At 63.4% G+C, this 21,769-nt stretch carries 19 protein-coding genes; 17 read left to right on the forward strand and 2 right to left on the reverse strand.

The genetic code is table 11. The features are described from left to right. Nucleotides 1-12: 12 nt before the first annotated feature. The 13 genes from nuoG (at nt 13) to aac(6') (ending at nt 13,544) form a co-directional block, all read left to right on the forward strand. Entirely contained in the window at nt 13-2,019 is a 2,007-nt protein-coding gene (nuoG, locus tag sphantq_RS17345; protein WP_272799096.1) for an NADH-quinone oxidoreductase subunit NuoG, read from the forward strand. Nucleotides 2,020-2,125: 106 nt separating this feature from the next. Continuing rightward, the gene (gene nuoH / locus sphantq_RS17350) at nt 2,126-3,175 is read left to right on the forward strand and encodes an NADH-quinone oxidoreductase subunit NuoH (RefSeq protein ID WP_066602250.1); all 1,050 of its coding nucleotides are present in this window, start codon (nt 2,126-2,128) and stop codon (nt 3,173-3,175) included. Next, the gene (nuoI, locus tag sphantq_RS17355) at nt 3,172-3,657 is read left to right on the forward strand and encodes an NADH-quinone oxidoreductase subunit NuoI (RefSeq protein WP_066602247.1); all 486 of its coding nucleotides are present in this window, start codon (nt 3,172-3,174) and stop codon (nt 3,655-3,657) included. Before nuoH ends, nuoI begins: the two co-directional genes overlap by 4 nt. 30 nt (nt 3,658-3,687) lie before the next feature. After that, a complete protein-coding gene (locus tag sphantq_RS17360) occupies nt 3,688-4,299 on the forward strand; it encodes an NADH-quinone oxidoreductase subunit J (protein ID WP_129926187.1) in 612 nt (203 codons plus the stop codon). Continuing rightward, nucleotides 4,296-4,601, forward strand: coding sequence for an NADH-quinone oxidoreductase subunit NuoK (gene nuoK / locus sphantq_RS17365; protein WP_004211745.1), 306 nt, complete (start codon nt 4,296-4,298; stop codon nt 4,599-4,601). Before sphantq_RS17360 ends, nuoK begins: the two co-directional genes overlap by 4 nt. Before the next feature lie 10 nt (nt 4,602-4,611). After that, on the forward strand, nt 4,612-6,693 hold the full coding sequence (gene nuoL / locus sphantq_RS17370; RefSeq protein ID WP_129926186.1) for an NADH-quinone oxidoreductase subunit L: 2,082 nt from the start codon (nt 4,612-4,614) through the stop codon (nt 6,691-6,693). Then, nucleotides 6,693-8,240, forward strand: a complete 1,548-nt coding sequence (locus tag sphantq_RS17375; protein WP_272799097.1) for an NADH-quinone oxidoreductase subunit M — start codon at nt 6,693-6,695, stop codon at nt 8,238-8,240. Before nuoL ends, sphantq_RS17375 begins: the two co-directional genes overlap by 1 nt. Beyond that, the gene (nuoN, locus tag sphantq_RS17380; protein WP_272799098.1) at nt 8,240-9,676 is read left to right on the forward strand and encodes an NADH-quinone oxidoreductase subunit NuoN; all 1,437 of its coding nucleotides are present in this window, start codon (nt 8,240-8,242) and stop codon (nt 9,674-9,676) included. The genes sphantq_RS17375 and nuoN overlap by 1 nt, the downstream gene beginning before the upstream one ends. Nucleotides 9,677-9,720: 44 nt before the next feature. Then, nucleotides 9,721-10,380 carry a biotin--[acetyl-CoA-carboxylase] ligase gene (locus sphantq_RS17385; protein ID WP_242495975.1) on the forward strand — a complete coding sequence of 220 codons (660 nt, stop codon included), beginning with the start codon at nt 9,721-9,723 and terminating at the stop codon, nt 10,378-10,380. A gap of 10 nt (nt 10,381-10,390) precedes the next feature. Continuing rightward, nucleotides 10,391-11,170 (forward strand): type III pantothenate kinase, encoded by a 780-nt coding sequence (locus sphantq_RS17390; protein ID WP_066602229.1) that lies wholly within the window; start codon nt 10,391-10,393, stop codon nt 11,168-11,170. Beyond that, nucleotides 11,170-12,807: a ribonuclease J gene (locus sphantq_RS17395; protein ID WP_066602227.1), complete on the forward strand. Its 1,638-nt coding sequence runs from the start codon at nt 11,170-11,172 to the stop codon at nt 12,805-12,807. The genes sphantq_RS17390 and sphantq_RS17395 overlap by 1 nt, the downstream gene beginning before the upstream one ends. A gap of 9 nt (nt 12,808-12,816) precedes the next feature. Continuing rightward, the gene (locus sphantq_RS17400; protein ID WP_272799099.1) at nt 12,817-13,086 is read left to right on the forward strand and encodes a DUF1467 family protein; all 270 of its coding nucleotides are present in this window, start codon (nt 12,817-12,819) and stop codon (nt 13,084-13,086) included. Continuing rightward, nucleotides 13,083-13,544 carry an aminoglycoside 6'-N-acetyltransferase gene (aac(6'), locus tag sphantq_RS17405; RefSeq protein ID WP_272799100.1) on the forward strand — a complete coding sequence of 154 codons (462 nt, stop codon included), beginning with the start codon at nt 13,083-13,085 and terminating at the stop codon, nt 13,542-13,544. The genes sphantq_RS17400 and aac(6') overlap by 4 nt, the downstream gene beginning before the upstream one ends. A gap of 10 nt (nt 13,545-13,554) precedes the next feature. Here aac(6') and sphantq_RS17410 read toward each other — a convergent pair whose 3' ends face one another. Continuing rightward, complete coding sequence (locus sphantq_RS17410) at nt 13,555-16,227, reverse strand: hypothetical protein (protein ID WP_272799101.1); 2,673 nt, start codon at nt 16,225-16,227, stop codon at nt 13,555-13,557. 80 nt (nt 16,228-16,307) lie between these two features. Between sphantq_RS17410 and sphantq_RS17415 the strand changes: the two genes are divergently transcribed. The 4 genes from sphantq_RS17415 (at nt 16,308) to sphantq_RS17430 (ending at nt 20,390) form a co-directional block, all read left to right on the forward strand. Beyond that, the gene (locus tag sphantq_RS17415; RefSeq protein ID WP_066602218.1) at nt 16,308-16,610 is read left to right on the forward strand and encodes a hypothetical protein; all 303 of its coding nucleotides are present in this window, start codon (nt 16,308-16,310) and stop codon (nt 16,608-16,610) included. Nucleotides 16,611-16,700: 90 nt separating this feature from the next. Continuing rightward, a complete protein-coding gene (locus sphantq_RS17420) occupies nt 16,701-17,867 on the forward strand; it encodes a hypothetical protein (protein WP_272799102.1) in 1,167 nt (388 codons plus the stop codon). Nucleotides 17,868-17,913: 46 nt separating this feature from the next. Further along, entirely contained in the window at nt 17,914-19,014 is a 1,101-nt protein-coding gene (locus sphantq_RS17425; RefSeq protein WP_242495974.1) for a hypothetical protein, read from the forward strand. Next, complete coding sequence (locus sphantq_RS17430) at nt 19,011-20,390, forward strand: sensor histidine kinase (RefSeq protein WP_272799103.1); 1,380 nt, start codon at nt 19,011-19,013, stop codon at nt 20,388-20,390. The genes sphantq_RS17425 and sphantq_RS17430 overlap by 4 nt, the downstream gene beginning before the upstream one ends. 82 nt (nt 20,391-20,472) lie before the next feature. Here sphantq_RS17430 and sphantq_RS17435 read toward each other — a convergent pair whose 3' ends face one another. Next, nucleotides 20,473-21,759 carry a citrate synthase gene (locus sphantq_RS17435; protein ID WP_066605291.1) on the reverse strand — a complete coding sequence of 429 codons (1,287 nt, stop codon included), beginning with the start codon at nt 21,757-21,759 and terminating at the stop codon, nt 20,473-20,475. Nucleotides 21,760-21,769: the final 10 nt, after the last annotated feature.

Below are 21,769 nucleotides of genomic sequence, written 5' to 3' on the forward strand. Positions count from 1 at the left end.
AGGGCAGCGCGAATGCCTAAAGTCAAAGTTGACGGCGTAGAACTCGAAGTCCCGGCGGGTGCGACGGTTCTGCAAGCGTGCGAGATGGCGGGGAAGGAAATTCCGCGCTTCTGCTATCATGAACGCCTGTCCATCGCGGGCAATTGCCGCATGTGCCTGGTCGAAGTGAAGCCCGGACCGCCCAAGCCGCAGGCGTCCTGCGCGTTGCCCGCTGCCGAGGGGCAGGAAATCCGCACCGACAGCGAAATGGTCAAGAAGGCGCGCGAAGGGGTGATGGAGTTCCTCCTCATCAACCATCCGCTCGATTGCCCGATTTGCGATCAGGGCGGCGAATGCGATTTGCAGGACCAGTCGGTCGCCTATGGCCGCGGCGCGTCGCGCTATGACGAGAATAAGCGTGCCGTCACCGAGAAATATATGGGTCCGATCGTCAAGACGGTCATGACCCGCTGCATCCAGTGCACCCGCTGCGTGCGCTTTGCCGAGGAAGTCGCGGGCGTGCCGGAAATCGGCGCCATCTATCGCGGCGAAAACATGCAGATCACCACCTATCTCGAACATGCCGCCAAGAGCGAATTGTCGGGCAATGTGGTCGACCTGTGCCCCGTCGGCGCGCTGACTGCCAAGCCCTATGCGTTCGAAGCGCGTCCTTGGGAATTGAAGAAGACCCATGCGATCGACGTGATGGACGCGCTGGGCACCAATATCCGGCTCGACAGCCGGGGCCGTCAGGTGCTGCGCGCCGTGCCGCGCATCAATGACGACGTGAACGAGGAATGGGCGTCGGACAAGACTCGGCACAATGTCGATGGTCTGGTCCGCAAGCGGCTCGACAAACCCTATGTCCGCAAGGACGGCAAGCTGGTTTCGGCGACCTGGGCGGAAGCCTTCGCCGCCGTCGCAGCGGTCCAGCATGGCGGTAGCGTCGCGGCGATCGCCGGTGACCTGCTCGATTGCGAGACGATGTTCGCCGGCAAGGCGCTGGTCGAAAAGCTTGGCGGCACGATGCTGGAAGGCCGTCAGACCGGCCTGTCCTATGACGTTTCGAGCCTGTCTTCGGTGGTGTTCAATACGCCGCTGGCCGATCTGGAAACCGTCGATGTCATCCTGCTGGTCGGCACCAATTTGCGCTGGGAAGCGCCTTTGGTGAACACGCGGCTGCGCAAGGCGATAAAGAAGGGCGCGAAGGTCTTTTCCATCGGGCCTGAGTTCGACCTGACCTACAAGGTCGAATGGCTGGGCAATGATGCATCGCTGCTCGCCAAGCTGCCGGAAGCGGTGGTCGAGGCGTTCAGCAAGGCCGCGCGGCCCGCAATGATCGTGGGCGGCGGCGTACTGGCCAAGGACGGCGCGCATGGCGACACGCTGGCGCTGGTCGAGACGCTTGGCCTCATCAAGGACGGCTGGAACGGCTATAACGTCCTGCATTTTGCGGCGGCGCGTATGGGCGGGCTGATGCTGGGTTATGCGACGCAGGGCGGCATCAAGGCGGTGGCGGCCGCCGCGCCCAAGCTGCTCCTTTCGCTCGGCGCGGACGAGGTGGATTATGCCGCCTTCCCCGACAGCTTCAAAGTCTATGTCGGTCACCATGGCGACAAGGGCGCCCATGCGGCGGACGTCATTCTGCCGGGCGCAAGCTATGCCGAAAAGGCTGGCACTTACGTCAATCTGGAAGGCCGGGTTCAGTTCGGTGAAAAGGCCGTGTTCGCGCCGGGCGACGCCCGCGAGGACTGGTCGATCCTACGTGCGCTGTCCGAAGCGCTGGGCGCCAAGCTGCCGTTCGACAGCTTCGACGCTCTGCGCGCCGCAATGGTCAAGGCGGTTCCGGCGCTGGGCGTCGAGGGGCTGGCCGATTATGGCTGGTCCATTCCCTCGCTGCCGACTGGCGCGACTGGCGAACTGGCTTCGCCGATCAAGGATTTCTACCTGACCAACGCCATTTGCCGCGCCAGTCCGACGATGCAGATATGCTCGGCCGAACTGATCCATGGGGTGGAATTTGCGGAGGCGGCAGAATGATGCAGCGCATCCGTGTTCCCGCGCAGGCGGGAACCCAGTCCCGACGTCTGAACTGGATTCCCGCTTTCGCGGGAGCACGTTGCTCCGTTAACACTGGGGGCATTAAGTGACCGCTTTCTTCCAAAATCTGGGCATGTCGTTCGAAGGTGCCTGGTTCCTGTCGACCATCATAGGCATCCTGGTGATCGCATTGCCGGTCATGCTGGCGGTCGCGATGCTCATCTATGCCGACCGCAAGATCTGGGCGGCGATGGCGCTGCGCCGCGGCCCCAATGTCGTCGGCCCGTTCGGCCTGCTGCAATCCTTCGCGGACGGCGCCAAGGTATTCCTGCAGGAAACAATCATCCCGTCGGCGGCGAACAAGACGCTGTTCATTATCGCCCCGATTATCACCTTTACGATCGCGCTGATGGCATGGGCGGTGATCCCGTTTCAGGTCGGCGTGGTGCTGGCGAATATCAATGTCGGTCTGCTCTATATCCTCGCGATCAGTTCGCTTGGCGTCTATGGCATTGTTCTGGCGGGCTGGGCTTCCAACTCCAAATATCCTTTCTATTCCGCGATCCGCGCCAGCGCGCAGATGATCAGTTATGAAGTCTCCATCGGCTTCATCCTGATCTGCGTCGTGCTGTGGGCCGGCAGTTTCAATCTGACCGCGATCGTGGAAAGTCAGAAGGGCTATTATGGCTTCCTGAACGGCAATGGCTTTAACCCGCTGCTGTTCCCGATGGCGATCATGTTCCTGATTTCCGCCATGGCCGAAACTGCGCGGGCGCCCTTCGATCTGACCGAAGCGGAAAGCGAGCTGGTCGCGGGCTATCAGACCGAATATTCGTCCATGGCCTTCGCGCTCTACTGGCTCGGCGAATATGCCAACGTCATCCTGATGTGCGCACTGAACGCGATCCTGTTCTGGGGCGGCTATCTGCCTCCGCTCGACTGGGCGCCGCTCTATTATGTGCCGGGCATCCTGTGGCTGTTCGCCAAGATCCTGTTCTTTTTCTTCGTCTTCTCCTGGGTGAAGGCGACGGTGCCCCGCTATCGTTATGACCAGCTGATGCGGCTGGGCTGGAAGATCTTCCTGCCGACCTCGCTCTTCTTCGTCTTCCTGGTTTCGGGCTTCCTCATGCTGACGCGCTATGGAGGCGCACAATGAGCCTCGGTTACTACGTCAAAAGCTTCACCCTCTGGGAGTTCGTGAAGGCGCACTGGCTGACCTTGAAGTATTTCTTCAAGCCCAAGGCGACGATCAACTACCCCTACGAAAAGAACCCGATTTCGCCGCGTTTCCGTGGTGAACATGCGCTGCGCCGCTACCCCAACGGGGAAGAGCGCTGCATCGCGTGCAAGCTATGCGAGGCGGTCTGCCCGGCGCAGGCGATCACCATCGAGGCGCAGCCGCGCGACGATGGCAGCCGTCGCACAACGCGCTATGACATCGACATGACCAAGTGCATCTATTGCGGCTTCTGTCAGGAAGCCTGCCCGGTCGATGCGGTCGTGGAAGGGCCGAATTTCGAGTTCGCGACCGAAACCCGTGAGGAGCTGATCTATGACAAGGCCAAGCTCCTTGAAAATGGCGACAAGTGGGAACGCGCGATCGCCGCGAACCTTGCCGCCGATGCCCCCTATCGTTAAGCCGCGCGCGTCAAAGGGAATATTGCACCTGTGATTCACGTCCTCGCCTTTTACCTGTTCGCCATTTTGGTGGTGAGCAGCGGCGCGCTCACCATTTTGTCGCGCAATCCCGTTCATTCGGTGCTGTGGCTGATCCTCGCCTTCTTCAACGCGGCGGGGCTGATGGTGCTGCTGGGCGCTGAATTCATCGCGATGCTGCTCGTCATCGTCTATGTCGGCGCGGTCGCGGTGCTGTTTCTGTTCGTGGTCATGATGCTGGACATCGACTTTGCTGAATTACGCGCGGGTTTCGTCGATTATCTGCCATTCGGGCTGCTGATCGCGTTGGTGCTGCTGGCGGAGATCGTGCTTGGCATTGGCCTGTGGAGCGCTGGTCCCATCGAATTGGCGCAGCGCGCCGCGCCGGTAAACCCGGAACTCAGCAACATCCAGGCGATCGGCGGGCTGCTTTACACCCGCTATATCTTCCTGTTCGAGGCAGCGGGCATCGTCCTGCTGGTCGCGATGATCGGCGCGATTGTCCTGACCCATCGCGCACGCGGCGGCGTGAAAGGCCAGAATATCGCCAAGCAGAACCGCCGCCGTCCGCAGGATGCGGTCCGCAATATCAATCAGCCCACAGGGCAGGGGGTGGAGCTGTGATCGGCCTTCAACATTATATGGTGGTTAGCGCCATCCTCTTCGTGATGGGGGTGCTGGGCATCTTCATCAACCGCAAGAATGTCATCATCATCCTGATGGCGATCGAGCTGATCCTGCTCAGTGTGAACATCAACCTCGTCGCCTTCAGCGCCTTCCTTGGCGATCTGGTGGGGCAGGTATTCAGCATGTTCGTGCTGACCGTCGCGGCGGGCGAGGCGGCCATCGGGCTTGCCATCCTCGTCATTTACTTCCGTGGTCGCGGCACCATCGCCGTCGACGATGTCAACCGGATGAAGGGCTGAGCCTGAACTCATGATCCAGCTTATCGTTCTTCTTCCGCTGCTGGCTGCTGCCATCGCGGGCCTGGGCAACAAGGCTCTCGGCAAACTGCCCGCCAAGATCGTCACCACTGGCGCGCTGTTTGCAGCCTGCGCCATGAGCTGGGCGATCTTCGTTCCCTTCCTGTTTGGTCATGCCGAAGCATCGGTGACGCCGCTCTTCACCTGGATCGAAAGCGGCAGCTTCGACGCCCAGTGGGCGCTGCGCGTCGATACGATGACGGCGGTCATGCTGGTGGTCATCACCAGCGTGTCGAGCCTCGTCCACCTTTATAGCTGGGGCTATATGGACGAAGAGCCGGATCAGCCGCGCTTCTTCGCCTATCTCTCGCTCTTCACCTTCGCGATGCTGATGCTCGTGACCGCGAATAATCTGCTCCAGATGTTCTTCGGCTGGGAAGGCGTGGGCCTGGCCTCCTACCTGCTTATCGGTTTCTGGTTCCGCAAGCCCAGCGCCAATGCAGCCGCGATCAAGGCGTTCGTCGTCAACCGCGTCGGCGACCTTGGCTTCATGATGGGCATTTTCGGCACCTATCTGGTGTTCAATACCATATCGATCCCGGAAATTCTGGAAATGGCCCCGTCGATGGCCGGTTCGACCATTGGCTTCCTCGGCCACCGCTTCGACACGATGACGGTCCTCTGCCTGCTGCTGTTCGTCGGCGCTATGGGCAAGTCCGCGCAGCTTGGCCTGCACACCTGGTTGCCGGACGCGATGGAAGGCCCGACGCCTGTGTCGGCGCTGATCCACGCGGCGACGATGGTCACCGCGGGCGTCTTCATGGTCTGCCGCCTGTCGCCGATGTTCGAAACGTCGCAAACGGCTCTGACCGTCGTCACCTATGTCGGCGCAGCGACCTGTTTGTTCGCCGCGACCGTGGGTACGGTGCAGACCGACATCAAGCGCGTCATCGCCTATTCGACCTGTTCGCAGCTGGGCTATATGTTCTTCGCCGCGGGCGTCGGCGCTTATGGCGCGGCGATGTTCCACCTGTTCACGCACGCCTTCTTCAAGGCGCTGCTGTTCCTGGGCGCGGGGTCGGTCATCCATGCGATGCATCATGAGCAGGACATGCGTTATTATGGCGGCCTGCGGAAAAGCATCCCGATCACCTTCTGGACGATGACGCTGGGCACGCTTGCCATCACCGGCGTGGGGCTGCCGATCATCGGCGTGGGCTTTGCCGGCTTCTATTCGAAGGACGGCATTCTTGAAGCAGCCTATGCCGCTGGCGGGGCCGGCACCGGGGCGTTCATCGTCGGCGTGTTCGCTGCGTTGCTCACCAGCTTTTATAGCTGGCGCCTGGTCTTCCTGACTTTCTTCGGCAAGCCGCGCTGGACCCAGTCGGAACATATCCAGCATGCGCTGCATGACGCCCATGGCCATGACGACCATGGTCACGACGATCATGCCGTCCATGCACATGACGATCACGCCCATGCGGCGCACGGTCATGACGATCATCATGCCCATGAGGCAGGCGACGGCACGGGTGGCTATCACCCGCACGAAAGCCCGCTCGTCATGCTGGTCCCGTTGATCGTGCTCAGCCTGGGCGCGGTGTTCGCCGGCTTCCTGTTCCACGACCAGTTCATCGGTTCCGAAGGCGGAATCGAATTCTGGAAGGGCGCGCTCGCGTTCGACAGCCACCTGATGCATGCCGCGCATGAAGTGCCGACCTGGGTCAAGTTTGCGCCGTTCACGGTGATGCTGACCGGTCTGTTCGTCGCCTGGCTGAGCTACATCAAGAATACCGACTGGCCGCAGCGGTTTGTGGCGACCTTCACCGGGCTGTACACTTTCCTGCTCAACAAATGGTATTTCGACGAGCTGTATAATTTCCTGTTCGTCAAGCCCGCTTTCGCGATCGGTCGCTTCTTCTGGAAGTTCGGTGATGTCGGCTTCATCGACCGGTTCGGGCCGAACGGCCTGGCTGCGCTGGTCGTGCAGGGCAACAAAATTACCCGTCGGCTGCAATCCGGCTATCTCTACACCTACGCGCTGGTGATGCTGATCGGCCTCGCCGCTGCCGCAACCTGGGCGATGACACGATAATGGACGGCTTCCCCATCCTTTCCCTGATGATGGCAGTCCCGATGGCCGGGGCCATCGCCTGCCTTTTCGCGAGCGCCAACAACGCGCGCTGGATCGCGCTCATCGCGACGCTGGTCGATTTCGTCCTGGGCATCGTTCTGTGGATCAATTTCGATCAGGGCGGCCTCCAGTGGCAGTTGCAGGAATATGCGCCGATCTTCGGTCGCTTCGCCTGGGCCCTCGGCATCGACGGCATCGCCCTGATGCTGATCGCGCTGACCGTCTTCCTGATGCCGATCTGCATCGGCGCCAGCTGGAACGCGATCAACAAGCGTGTCGGCGAATATATGGCGGCCTTCCTGTTCATGGAGGTGCTGATGATCGGCGTCTTCACGGCGCAGGATCTCTACCTCTTCTACATCATGTTCGAAGCTGGCCTGATCCCGATGTACCTCATCATCGGCATCTGGGGTGGCGCGGACCGGATTTACGCCTCGTATAAATTCTTCCTCTACACGCTGCTCGGCTCGGTGCTGATGCTGATCGCGATGATGTGGATGGTGCATGAGGCGGGCACCACCGAAATTCCGGCGCTGATGGCCTATAATTTCGATCCGCATGTCCAAACCTGGCTGTTCCTGGCCTTCTTCGCCAGCTTCGCCGTCAAGATGCCGATGTGGCCGGTCCACACCTGGCTGCCCGATGCGCATGTTCAGGCGCCGACGGCAGGCTCCGTCATCCTGGCGGGCGTTCTGCTCAAGATGGGCGGCTACGGCTTCATCCGCTTCTCGCTGCCGATGTTTCCCGAAGCCTCCGCGCAGCTTGCGCCTTTGGTCTGGGGCCTGTCGATGGTCGCGGTGGTCTACACCTCTCTGGTCGCGCTCGTGCAGTCGGATATGAAGAAGCTGATCGCCTATTCGTCGGTTGCGCATATGTCGATCGTGACGATCGGCCTGTTCGCCTTTAACCAGGCAGGCATCGAAGGTGCGATGATGGTCATGCTGGGCCACGGCCTGGTCGCAGGCGCGCTGTTCCTGTGCGTCGGCGTGGTCTATGATCGCCTGCATACCCGCGAGATCAACCGCTATGGCGGCCTCAGCATCAACATGCCGCGCTATGCCGTACTGTTCCTGTTCTTCACCATGGCGTCGGTCGGCCTGCCGGGTACGTCCAACTTCGTCGGTGAATTCCTGTCGCTGATGGGCGTCTATCAGGCGTCTAGCTGGGTCGCGCTGGTCTGCACCACCGGGATCATCCTGGGCGCGGCCTATATGCTCTACCTCTATCGTCGCATCTGTTACGGCCCGCAGGTCAATGCCGATGCCGCAGCGATGCCCGACCTGTCGATCCGTGAGTTCTGGCTGATGGCGCCGATCGCTGCCGTGGTGCTGTGGATGGGCGTCTATCCCGAAAGCTTCCTGGCGCCCATGCGGTCCGATATCCGCGCGCTCGAAGCGCGTCTCGCCCCTGCGGCTCCCGCAGGAGATTCCAAGATCAAGATGGGTGCGCCCAAGCCTGCGGGCGCGAGCCACCATGAAGAAGCCCCTGCGCACGGGGAGGCGCACTGATGATCGACTCCGCTTCCCTTCTGGCAGTATTGCCCGAACTCATCCTGACTGCAGGCGGCCTTGTGCTGATGCTGGTCGCGGCCTTTGGCGGCGACGGCTCGGCCCGTGTCGTCAACTGGCTCTCGGTCATCACGCTGGCGATCGCGGGCGTGGCGCTGTCCTGCTCGCTTGCCCATGGACCGGACGCCTTTGACGGCTTGTACCGCGCCGACGCCTTCTCGGTCTTCGCCAAGGCGCTGATCTACAGCGCGGCCGCGGCGGCCGTCCTGCTCGCGCCGCGCTTCTTCTCGACCGACGGCGCCCCCCGCCCGGAATATCCGATCCTGATCCTGTTCGCCGCCATCGGCATGGGCATGATGGTGTCGGCGGGCGACATGCTGACGCTCTATGTCGGCCTGGAGATTAACAGCCTCGCCTCTTATGTCCTTGCCAGCTTCATGCGGCAGGATGAACGCTCTTCGGAAGCGGGCCTCAAATATTTCGTGCTGGGTTCGCTCGCCAGCGGCATCCTGCTCTACGGCATCTCGCTGCTTTACGGCTTCACCGGCAGCACGGGGTTCGACGGCATCGCCGTGGCGCTCGGTGACGGCGTGTCGAAGGGCGAGTTGTTTGGCCTGGTGTTCGTGCTGGCGGGCCTTGCCTTCAAGATCAGCGCCGTGCCGTTCCATATGTGGACGCCCGACGTCTATGAAGGCGCGCCGACCCCGGTCACGACCTTCTTCGCCAGCGCGCCCAAGGTCGCCGCGATGGGCCTGACCGTCCGCGTCGCGATCGAAGCATTGGGGCCGGCAGGTCTGGACTGGCAGCAGATCGTGATCTTCGTCGCGCTCGCCTCGATCCTCTTCGGCGCCGTCGCGGCGATCGGCCAGACCAACATCAAGCGGCTGATGGCCTATTCGTCGATCAACAATGTCGGTTTCGCGCTGATCGGCCTGGCGGCCGGCACCCCTGCCGGTGTCGCGGGCACGATGAGCTATATGGCCATTTACGTCCTGATGACGATCGGCGCTTTCGCCTGTATCCTGCAAATGCGCGATGCGGACGGCAAGCCGATCGAAACCATCGCCAGTCTGGCGGGCCTGTCGCAGTCGCGTAAGGGCCTGGCCGCCGCACTCGCCATCTTCATGTTCTCGATGGCCGGCATCCCGCCGCTCTTCGGCTTCTGGGCGAAGTTCCTGGTATTCGACGCCGCCGTCGCGGCTGGCCTGACCGCACTGGCGGCCTTCGGCATCACGGCTTCGGTGATCGGTGCCTTCTATTATCTCAAGATCATCAAGACGATGTATTTCGACGAACCGACCGCCGCCTATGAGGCGAAGGGCGGCTCGGTCGAAAATATCATCCTGACGGCCTGCGCCGTGGTGATCGTGCTGGGCTATCTGCTCAACCCCCTTCTAGATCAGGCGAGCGCTGCCGCGGCAGCGTCGCTCTTCTGACGCTGCTGCGCTTCGTCGAGGAAACCGGTTCCACCAACGCCGACATGCTGGCGTTGGCGGGGCAGGGGGGCGGTGATGGTAGCTGGCTGCGCGCCGGTCGCCAGACCGGGGGCAAGGGACGCCTGGGCCGGGCCTGGGAAAGCCCGGACGGCAATCTCTATTGCTCCACGCTGGTCAGGTTGCGGCCCAGCGATCCGTTGCCCCATACGCTGGCGTTGGTGGCCGCCAATGCGGTCCATGCGCTGATTGCCCCGCTATGTCGCGGGCAGGCGCGGATCAAATGGCCCAATGATATATTGGTCGACGGCGCCAAGATCGCCGGCATCCTGCTGGAACGGGCCGGGGATGCGATCGTCGTGGGTATTGGCATCAACGTCACCGGCCATCCCGAAGGGCTGGACCGCCCGGTCACCAGTCTGGCGGCACAGGGCGCGAATGATGCGCAAGCGTCCACGCTCTATGAGCGGCTGACCCAGCTATTTGGCCATTGGTTGTCCATCTGGCGCGCGCAGGGCATCGATCCCGTCCGCACCCACTGGCTGCTCAATGCCCACCCGACCGGCACGGCGATGCGTGTCGTGCAGCCCGATGGCGGGGAGGTCGAAGGCGCTTTCGACACGCTCGACCGCCACGGCATGTTGATCCTGCGCTTGGCGAATGGGCAGAGCCATGCCATTCACGCGGGCGACATCATTCTCAACTAAGGGACGAGCCATGCTTCTCGCGATCGACGCGGGTAACACCAATGTCGTTTTCGCGCTGCTGGACGGGCGCGAAATCCGGGCACGCTGGCGCATCGCCACCGATCCGCGGCGCACCGCCGACGAATATGCGGTCTGGCTGAACCAGCTGTTGCAGTTGGAGGGCTATGCCATCGCCGATGTCGATGCGGTGATCATCGCGACGGTGGTGCCGCGCGCGCTGCACAATCTTCAGGTGCTGGCCGATAAATATTTCAAGACCCCGGCGCTGATCGCCGGGCAGGGTAGCGTCGAATGGGGCATCGAACTGGACGTCGCTGAGCCGGCGTCGGTCGGCGCCGACCGGGTTGTAAACGCCATCGCCGCCCACCATCTCTACGCAGGCGATTTGATCGTGATCGACTTCGGCACGGCGACGACGTTCGACATGGTGGATTATCGTGGCGCTTACAAGGGCGGTATCATCGCGCCGGGGATCAACCTGTCGCTCGATGCGCTGGTGGCGGCAGCGGCGAAACTGCCCAAGATCGCGATCGCGCCGCCGCTGGATCGATCGGTCATCGGCCGCACGACCGAAGCGCAGATGCACATCGGCGTATTTTGGGGTTATGTGGCGATGATGGAGGGGCTGGTCGCCCGCATGAGGGCCGAGATCGGCCGTCCGACCAGAGTGATTTCGACGGGGGGCCTGGCGGTCCTCTTCAACGACAATAGCGATATTTTCGATGCGATCGCGCCGGACCTGACGGTTCAGGGCCTCGCGCTGATGCACGAACGGAGTTTGAAGACATAATGACACCCAAGGATGAACTGATCTTCCTGGCCCTCGGCGGGTCGGGCGAGATCGGCATGAACGTCAATCTCTACGGCTGCCAGGGCAAGTGGGTCATGGTCGACCTCGGCATGACTTTCGGCGACCCGTCCTATCCCGGCATCGAACTGGTGCTGCCCGATCTCAGCTTCATCGAGGAGCGGCGCGACGACCTGCTGGGCATCGTACTGACGCACGGGCATGAAGATCATATCGGCGCCATCCCTTATCTTGCCGCTGATTTGGGCGTGCCGCTCTATGCCACGCCCTTCACGGCCGGCCTTATCCGCCTGAAGCTGGAGGAAGAAGGCCTCTCCAAGGAGGTCAAGCTGCATGTCATCCCGAATGAAGCCAGCTTCAATCTTGGCCCGTTCGGCTTCCGTTACGTTCCGCTCGCCCATTCGATTCCCGAAGGCAATGCGGTGCTGATCGACACGCCTTATGGCCGCATTTTCCACACTGGCGACTGGAAACTGGATGAACAGCCTCTGCTGGGCCAGCCATCGACCCCGGCCGAACTGACCGCGATTGGTGACGAAGGCGTGTTGGCGCTGGTATGCGACAGCACCAACGTGTTCAACGACAAGGCCAGTGGGTCCGAAGGCGATGTGCGCGAAGGGCTGATGAAGACCGTGGCAGACGCCAAGGGACGGGTATTGGTCACGACCTTCGCCTCCAACGCGGCGCGCGTTCAGACGTTGGGCGAAGTCGCCGCGGCGACGGGGCGCAAAGTGTGCGTGGCGGGCCGTTCGCTCGACCGCATCATCAGCACGGCCAAGGCGGCCGGTTATCTCAAGGATTTCCCGCCGACCGTCGATTGGGACGATGTCATGCACCTGCCCCGCAGCGAGGTGATGATCATCGCCACCGGCGGCCAGGGTGAGGTGCGTGCGGCGCTGGCCCGCATCGCGTTCGACAGTCATCCTATAAAGCTGGCGGAGGGCGACACGGTCATCTTCTCGTCCAAGCAGATTCCCGGCAACGAGATCGCCATCGGCCGCATCCAGAATGCGCTGGCGCAGAAGAATATCCTGATGGTCACCGACCGTCAGGCCGAAGTCCATGTGTCCGGCCACCCCGGTCGCCCCGAACTCGAAGCCATGTATCGCTGGATCCGTCCCGAAATCCTGCTGCCGGTCCATGGCGAGCGCCGCCACATGGCGGAACAGGCCCGGCTCGGCATCACCAGCGGCATCCGCCATGCGGTGGTGCAGTCGAACGGCGATGTGCTGCGCCTGGCGCCCGGCGCACCGACGATCATCGGCCAGCAGGACACTGGCCGTCTGGTGTTGGACGGCGACGTCATCCTGCCCGCCGACGGCGCGACGATCAATGAACGGCGCAAGCTCGGCCTGCATGGGCAGATCAGTGTCGCGGTGGCGATCGACCGCAAGGGCAAGCTGATCGGCCAGCCCGCATTGCGCACGCAAGGCGTGCCCGTGGAGGAAGACAAGGCGGCATTCCTGGCCGAAGCGGCCGATGAAGCCGCCGCCGCCGTGCCCAAGGGTTCGATGGAAGAAGAGGCGCTGCGCGAGCGCGTCCGCCTGGCCGTGCGCCGCACCGCGACGCGCTGGACCGGCAAGAAGCCGATAGTGGACGTGCTGCTGGTTCGGGCCTAATTACAGGCCATGAACCTATACGCCATCTTCGCTATCTATTTCCTGATGTGGGTGATCAGCGCCTTCATCATGCTCCCCTTCGGCATCCGCACGCCCGATGAAACCGGCGAAGTGCTGCTGAAGGGGCAGGCGGACAGCGCGCCCAGCAATTTCCGGCCCGGTCTGGTCATGCTGCGCGCGACCATATTGGCGACGATCCTGTTCGGCCTCTATTACGCCAATTATGTGCAGGACTGGGTGACGCTGGACATGCTGCCCGGCTACAGCGCCGCGCAATGAGCGGGCCGGCGGCGCGGATCGCGCGCGTTGCCGCCGTTCATGCACCATCTTGGGCGCGGATGCGCGCCGCGCTCTGGCCCGATGCGTCCGTGGCCGATCATCATGACCACATTGCCGATATGATGGCGAACCGAGGCGATCTTGTTGCCTTCGTCGCTCTTGACGATCGGGGTGACGCGATCGCCTTTGTCGAGGCATCGCTGCGCCGCGATTATGTAAACGGTTGCGACACCAGTCCGGTCGTTTTTGTCGAAGGTCTTTATGTGACGCCTGCGATGCGGCACGAAGGCATAGCGAAAGCCCTGATCGACGCCGTCGAGGGCTGGGGGCTGGCCATGGGCTGCACGGAAATGGCGTCGGACTCGGACATCGCCCATCTGGCCAGCCATGCTTTCCACCATGCAGCGGGCTTCATCGAAAGCGAACGAGTCGTCTATTTCCGCAAAGTGATCGGCTGAACGGCGGGAATCATTGCCGCAGTCGCTCGATCGCCTGGGCGAGCGCGACATAAAGCTTGCCCATGTCGGATGATAGCACCGCGACGCCCAGCGCGTTGCCGTCACGCGCCGACAGGATGATCCGCAGCATCGCCTCGAAATCATGGATATAGCGGTTCACATGATCGCGGAATTCCGTGTCATTGTCATAATGGAGCGCAATTTCACGCGATTCACCGGCATCCAACAGCTTCACCGCGCGCCGGGTGAACACGCCGCGATCGCCCTTCAAATAAGCGGACCAGGCCGAATCGGTGACATCATTGGACAGGATTTTGGCGACGTCGATCGCCGTGCTGTTGAGCGATTCGATCAGCAAGGCCGAGCGCCGCGCGAAATGGTCGCGATCGCGGCTTTCCGACGCGCGTTCCGCTTCCTCGATCCGCTGTTCGACGCTGGCGCTGGTGTCGGCGATCGTCAGCAGTTGGCGGGTGAGGCGTTCAGACGCCTGATGCGCGGCCTTGACCGCTTCCTCCGCGACCCGCGCGACTTGTTCGATCTGCGCCGTCACCTTCTGGCCGATCACGGCCTGCAGCGCTTCATCGCTGGCCTGCGCCAGTTGTTGCGCCGCATCGGGAATGGCGCGGCCCAGCGCCTGGCGGGCGCGTTCAGACGCCTGATCGGCCGTGTCCTTGACCCGCAGCAGGGCCGTCACCAGCAAGGGGCCAGCGCCTTCGGTAATGCGCGTCGCGTCCTGATGCGCGGCGTCGAGCGTCTTGCGCAGGCGCTCCACCAATCCGCGATTGGCTTCCAGTCCGCCCTGCGTGCTTTCCAGCCATTCGGTCAGACGGCTGCCCTGGCCGCGCAGCATCTCTTCGGCTTCTGCGGTGCGGCCTACCAGCGCCTCGGAAATCGCCTCCAGCCGCTCCATTTCGGGCGCGGTGCTGCCCAGCAAGGAGCGGCTCTGTTCCAGCCGCGCGTCGAATCGTTCGAGCGCGGCGGGATAGGTTTCGTCAAGTTCCCGAACGCTCGAATCGAGCGCGACCAGAAGCGTCTCCGCGCATCCGATCAGCTTTTCGGCTGTCATGCCGCCAGCCGATAGCGCCTTGTCGATCCGCATCGTTTCCTCGGTCATGCGGACAAGTGCGCCGGTCAGGCGTTCGCCGCGCGCCAGAGCGCTGTCCTCCAGGGCGGCGAAACGGCCTTCGGTCGAGGCGATGGTGTCATGCAAACTGCTGTGCAGGCTCGACATCAGGCTGCGCTGACCCTCGATCATGTCGTTGATCTGATGCAGGCGGCTTTCTACGTCGCCGATCGAGTCGCTGAGGCCGGTCACGGTATCATCGCCGATTGCGGTCAGGCTGTCGCGCGAGCGGGCGATCAAGGCGTCGAGCGTCGCTGCCTGGCTGGTCAGGCCGCCATCGGTGATGGCCAGCGTTTCCTGAGCCTGTCGCAACGCATCGTCCAAGCGACGGCGCAGGTCCGTCTCCATCGACTCAATGTCGCGTTCAAACAGGGCGAGCGCCTCTTCGCTCGCCCCGCTCATGCCGTTCCGGGCCGCGGCGACCAGCGTTTCCAAGGCCTCCGCGCGACGGGACAGCGCCTCGTCGGTAGATGCCATGCTGTCCTTCATGCCGACTAAAGCGCTCTCCATGCGCCGGCGCAGATCATGTTCCGCGCTATCGAGATCATCGGTCAGCGTCCGGCGAACCTGCGCGCTGGTTTCCGCGACACCGGCCTGCGCCGCTTCGATCAGCGTCGCCAACGCTGCGGCCTGGATTTCCAAATCCTGGCGGCTGCGATCCATCGCTTGGCGTGCGCTCTGCGCCGTGGCGTCGATTCGGCCGGCGGCAATCTCGGCCATGCCGGTGACTTCTTCAGCCGCCGTTCGGGTCGTCTCCTGCAACTGGGTCAATTGGCTGGACAGGCTCTTGGTCGCAGAAAGCGTGCGCGCACGCGCATCGTCGGACAGTTCAGCGAGAGAATGGAGGCGGGCCTCCAGCGTGTCGATCCGCTCGGCCAGCGCATGGCCATTGTCCATCATCTGCGCAGTCATGCGGCTGGTGCGGTCCTCCAGTTCGGGGATCGAGCCGATCAGCATGTCCATGCGAGCGACCAGCGAGACGGCCGCGCGCTCGGCGGTTTCCGCCCGTTCGGCGGTCGCTTGGGAGCGTGCTGCAATCAGTTCAGCGGACGCTTCCATATTGCTGCTGGCGGCGGCGCCATAGCTGTCGAGCAATTCCGCCTGGTCCTGCATCGCCTGTCGCGCGGTTTCCAACTGGCTGCCGATGCGGCCCAGCCGCAGTTCCAGCAGGTCGGCCTCGGTACGCAGCGCGCGCGCGGTATCAAGATAGCGGCGCGATTCGGCGCGGCTGTTGCGGACCAGCAGCATATAGCCGACGCCCAGCAGGATGAGGGGGATGGCGAGCGTGACGATGGCGTTGGCCCAGGCGAACGGGCCGGCAGCCAGATCGCCGGACGTCGCGATCGCCCAGCCGGCAAAGCCGATCCAGGCGATGGCCAGAACCAACAGGCCCCAGCGGATGCGCTTTATCCGGTGGTCTCCGACTCCTTCCGTCGCGTCATCCTCGTCAATATCGAGAACCGCCTGTTTCAATAGCAAAATATCGTCCGCCTGCGACTCGTTGCCGGTCGCGATGTGTTCGTCTCGCCAGAACTCGACGATGGTGCTGCCCCCTGTCATGTCATCATCCTAGCATCTTTTCCGCCCGCGCAAATGCCCTGTTACCAAAACTTAACGCAAGCCAGATAGCGTCTGTCGCCATGTCCTATGATCCTGGCGCCCTTCATGCCGCATTGGCCGCCGCCGTCGGCGAAGACAGCGCACTGATCGCAGACCTGCGCGTCGCTTTTCTGGAAAGCGCCGCGCGGCAGATCGACCTGCTTGGCCGGGCGCGGTGCGACGCCAATTGGGAATTGGCCGCCTGGCGGCTCAAGGGACTGGCGGCCAGCTTCGGGCTGACGACCTTGATGGCGCTGGCCGACGAGGCGGCCGCCGCTGCGCCTGGCGATCCGCGCGTGCTTCGTCGTCTCCAAGCGGCGCTGGCGGGACTCGATCACAGTTGATCGGCCGACGCTAAAAGCGTTGCTTGCGCGAAACGCTCCGCCTTGCGAAAAGGTCGTCGCACAACAATCGGGTCGACAAACGTAAACGCCATGAGTTTCGCCGCTATTCTGAGCGCCAGTCGCGCATCGGGCGATTCGCCTGCGGGTTTGCGCGCGAGCTTGTATTTCGCTGGCCAGACGCTGGTGGAATATCAGGCGCGGCAGGCGGCGCAGGCGGGCGCCGACCGAATCATGATTTTGGTCAGCACCATCACGCCCGCCTTGTCGCAAGCGGTCGATCGTCTGAGCGCGGACGGCATCGCGGTGGCGCTGGTGCGCGACATGGTGTCGATGGTGCGGGATGCGCCGCGCGACAGCGACGTGCTGCTGGTGGCGGACGGCGCGATCGTCGCACAGGCGCATTATGACGGCATCGGCGCGGCTCAGGGCAATGCCATGCTGGTGACGGACGACAGTCGCGCCAGCGCGCCGTTCGAACGGATCGACGCGGGCCAGCGCTGGGCGGGCCTGGCGCGGATCAGCCCGGACCTGTTGTTCGGTACGCTCGACATGATCGGCGACTGGGATTTGGCGCTGACTTTGGTGCGGACCGGCGTGCAAAGGGGCGCCAGGCGGGTCACCGTGCCGCAGGACGATCTGCTGGAAGGGCGCGTGGCGCTGGTCGAAAGCCAGGCGCAGGCCGACCTGGTGGCGCAGGCCGTAACCGCGGCTGGATCGTCCCGCGCCCATGCGCGCGGAGGCATCGAACATTATCTGCTGGCGCCGCTGGCCCGCATCGTCAGCCCGCCACTCATGCGGATGCAGGTGCCAGCACTTCAGGTGCGGATCGCCGCGATTGCGCTGGGCGCGGTGGCGCTGGTGCCGATCGAACTGGGTTGGCCGCTCACCGGATTCTGCCTGTTGTTGGGCGCGCTTCTGCTGTCGGAAATCAGCGATCGGCTGGGCGATCTCGCGTTGCGGGCACCGTTGATGGGCTGGTTCGCCTTCTGCGCGCCGGTGCTGGTGCTGGCAGCGATGGTCTTTGCCGGCAGCACGACATTGGCGGCTGACCTCGCGCTTCTGCTCGGCATCCTGATGGTGGCCGATCGCTGGGGCCGGACGGCTGCGGCCCGACCGTGGATGATCTTCACGCCCGGCACGGCACTGCTGCTGCTGATCCTGACCGGCTTTGTCGGGATGATGGCGCAGGGCTTTCGCGTCGCCATTTTGCTGGCGATCGCGTCGGTCGGCACCATCTTGCTGCGAAAGCGCAATTGAACGATTTTCCCCGGCACGGTTTAGTGCATTTTAAGGACGTGCGATTATGCTGACCGGCATGAGCGCCTATTCGTCCCTTACCGGCACGGCCATGGCGGGCAACTGGCCAATGGCGCGGGTCATGGCCGGCATGTCCGCCGTGCCGGTCGCCCACGCCATCGACCTGGCGTTTTTCTTTCCCGACGAAGGGCAGGCGCGCCACGACGCCCTGATCGCCGAAACGCGCCGCCATATCGGCGGATGCATCACCGCGATCGAAATGGCCCTGCGCCTGTCGTTGGAACATGCGCCCGATGTCGCCGCAGCGCTGGATCATTGGCCGGCGCCGGTCGCTTGGGCGATGGTGCGGGCGCATCCCAGCCTGCTTGGCCCCGGCCTTCTGGCGCATATGCAGATGCGGGCTGGCGTGACGGTGATGCTACGCCAGTTCGGCCAGGCGGATGTCGAGCAACTGAACGAGGTCGATGGGGCCGCAGCGACATCGATCGATGATACCTTGCTGGGCGACGGTTTGTCGGGGCTGGCGCTGGCCGAAGGGCGCTGGCTTGCCATGGGCGGGGAAGACACGCCGATGAAGCCCGATCTGCCCGCCGAATATTTCGCCGAACTGTTGTGGTTGGTCGCCGCCTGCCTGACCGTCGTTGCGCAACGGACCATGGTCGATGCCGACGATCGGCTGCTGGCCGCCTTCGACCGGTCGGGCTGGGCTTTGCTGGCCGACCATGACGAAGCGGCCTGTCCGATCGTTCAGGCGGATCGACTGGTGCGTCGCATGGGCGAGAAGGCCGACGCGCCGGACCTGTTAGGCCGCTTGCTGGAACGGCGGCGTTTCCTGCTGTTCGCGGCGGTCACAGCGCGGCAACTCCGGTTGGAAAGCGGCCAAGTGATCGAGATGCTGGTGATGGGACCGCTGTCGCAGGTCGCGATCCTATGCCGGGCGCTGGGCGGATCGGGCGCCGATTTCCGGCATTTGTTGCTGTCGTTGCGGCCGGTGCGGCCTTCGCTGTCCGATGCGGCGATCGTGGCGGAGGCGGATCGCTATCAGGCGTTGAACGAAGCGCAGGCCGACAGCGCGATCGCCGCGCTACGGACATCGGCCGCGTTCCGCGCCAAGCTCGATCATTTGCGGGCGGTCGCAGGCGCATGAACATGCCGTCGCATCCCGCCATATTGCGCGCCGCCTTGTCAGCTGACGGCCGCCTGCTGAGCGCGGACGCGCCGCTGCTGGCGCTGCAACGGGAAGCGGGCGCTGATCTGGGCGCACTTTTCGCCGTGCCGCAATTGGTGGCGATCGCGCGGCTGGCGGCGCGGCTGGGCGTTCTGGTGTCGCGGCCGGTGGTCGCGGCGGCGCAGCGCGGCGACATCGATATGTGGGTGCGAGCCAAGCCGGAGAGCGACAAGGGCGTCAGCCTGTCGGTCGTCGACTGGCGCGAACGGCCCGCCGCACCGCTACCGCCAGACGATGGCCGGCGGGAAGCCGATATTGCGGCGCTGGCCGATGGCTGGACCTGGCAGATCGACACCCAGTTGCGGTTCGAGATGGTGCTGGCGGGCAATGGCGACAGCGGCACGCTGCCGGTCAGTCCGCCCGTGCCGGGGACGCGCTTTTCCGCCTATTTCCAGTTGCAGGCGGACGGCGACGGCGACATGGCGATGCTGCGCGGCTTTGCCCAGCGGCGCGCCTTTCGCGATCAACAGGCGGTGCTGGCGAGCGATGTCGCGCGCCATTTCCGCCTGTCGGCCTTTCCGATGTTCGACCATGCCGGCCAATTGACCGGCTATCGTGGCACCGCCTTCCCGCTGGAACTGGCGGTCGCCGCGCCTTTGGCGGACGAAGCGCCGCTGACGCTGTATCCGGTCGAGTTTGGGCGTCGGCTCGATCGCTCGCTGCGCCAGCCGCTGGGCCGGATCATCGCGAACGCCGACACGATCAGCGCGCAACTGGAAGGGCCGCTGCGCCCCGACTATGCGGGCTATGCCACCGACATAGCGGCGGCAGGCCGGCATTTGATGGCGCTGGTCGACGATCTGGCCGATTTGCAGGCGATCGATCGCCCGGATTTCAGCGTCGTCGCCGAAGAGGTCGATCTGGCCGATCTGGGACGCCGCGCGGCGGGACTGCTGGCGGTCAAAGCGCTGGACCGACGGATCACCATCGTTGCACCGGCGCCGGACGCCCGCCTGCTGGCGATCGGGGAATTTCGCCGGATACTCCAAATATTGGTCAATCTGATCGGTAACGCCGTACGCTATGCCCCGGAAGGTACGCAGGTGCGCATCGCGACCGAATGGGAAAGCGGCCAGGCGCGCATCGCTGTGATCGACCAGGGCGCTGGTGTCGCGCCAGCCGATCGCGAGCGCATTTTCGAAAAATTCGAGCGGCTGGGGCGCGACGACGCCGGGGGCAGCGGGCTTGGCCTGTATATTTCCCGCCGCCTCGCCCGCGCGATGAACGGTGATATCCGCATCGGCGGCGCACCGGGTGAAGGCGCACGCTTCATATTATCGCTTCCGGTCGCCTGACGCGATCCAACGACCCTTTGTTGCCATAAAAAACGGCGCCCATCGGGCGCCGTTCTTCATCATAGCGTTGGTTCGATGCCAATCAGCGCTTGTCGACGCCGACATAGTCGCGCTGGGTCGGGCCAGTGTAGAGCTGGCGCGGGCGGCCGATCTTCTGCGCTGGGTCCGAAATCATTTCGTTCCATTGGGCCACCCAGCCGACGGTGCGGGCGAGGGCGAAGAGCACGGTGAACATTTCGGTCGGGAAGCCGATCGCCGACAGGATCACGCCCGAATAGAAGTCCACGTTCGGGTAGAGCTTCTTCTCGACGAAATAGGGATCGTTGAGCGCGATCTGCTCCAGTTCCTTGGCGACGTCGAAGACGGGATCGTTGACGCCCAGTTTCTCCAGCACGTCCTTCGCGGTCTTCTGCATCACGGTCGCGCGCGGATCGTAATTTTTATAGACGCGATGGCCAAAGCCCATCAGGCGGAACGGATCGTCCTTGTTCTTGGCGCGGGCGATATATTCCGGGATACGATCGACGGTGCCGATTTCGCGCAGCATGTTGAGCGCGGCTTCGTTCGCGCCGCCATGCGCCGGACCCCACAGGCAGGCGATGCCGGCCGCGATGCAGGCGAACGGGTTGGCGCCCGACGAACCGGCCAGACGCACGGTCGAGGTCGAGGCGTTCTGCTCATGGTCAGCATGGAGGATGAAGATCTTGTCCATCGCGTCCACGATCACTGGATCGGGAACATAATCCTCCGCCGGGACCGAGAAGGTCATGCGCAAGAAATTGGCGGTGTAGCTGAGGTCGTTGCGCGGATAGACGAAGGGCTGACCCACCGAATATTTATAGGCCATGGCAGCGATCGTGGGCATCTTGGCGATCAGGCGATGGCTCGCAATGCGGCGCTGTTCCGGGTCGTTGATGTCGGTCGAGTCATGATAAAAGGCCGACAGGGCGCCGACGACTCCGACCATGATCGCCATCGGATGCGCGTCGCGGCGGAAACCGCGGAAAAAGGCCGACAGCTGCTCATGCACCATGGTATGGCGGGTGATGGTGGTGGTGAAGTCTTCCAGTTCCTTCTGCGACGGCAATTCGCCGTTCAGCAGCAGGTAGCAGACTTCCATGAAGCTGGATTCTTCGGCCAGCTGTCCGATCGGATAGCCGCGATGAAGCAGGATGCCCGCGTCGCCGTCGATATAGGTCAGCCCGGATTCGCAGCTGGCGGTGGAGGTGAAGCCCGGATCATAGGTGAACATGCCGGTATTGGCGTAGAGCTTGCGCACGTCGATGACCTGCGGGCCGACCGTGCCGTCCATGACGGCATAGTCCTTCGTGTCTCCCCCGACGGTCAAAGTGGCATTATTATCCGACATATTGTTCTCC

The organism is Sphingobium sp. AntQ-1 (assembly GCF_028538045.1).
GTDB lineage: Bacteria > Pseudomonadota > Alphaproteobacteria > Sphingomonadales > Sphingomonadaceae > Sphingobium > Sphingobium cupriresistens.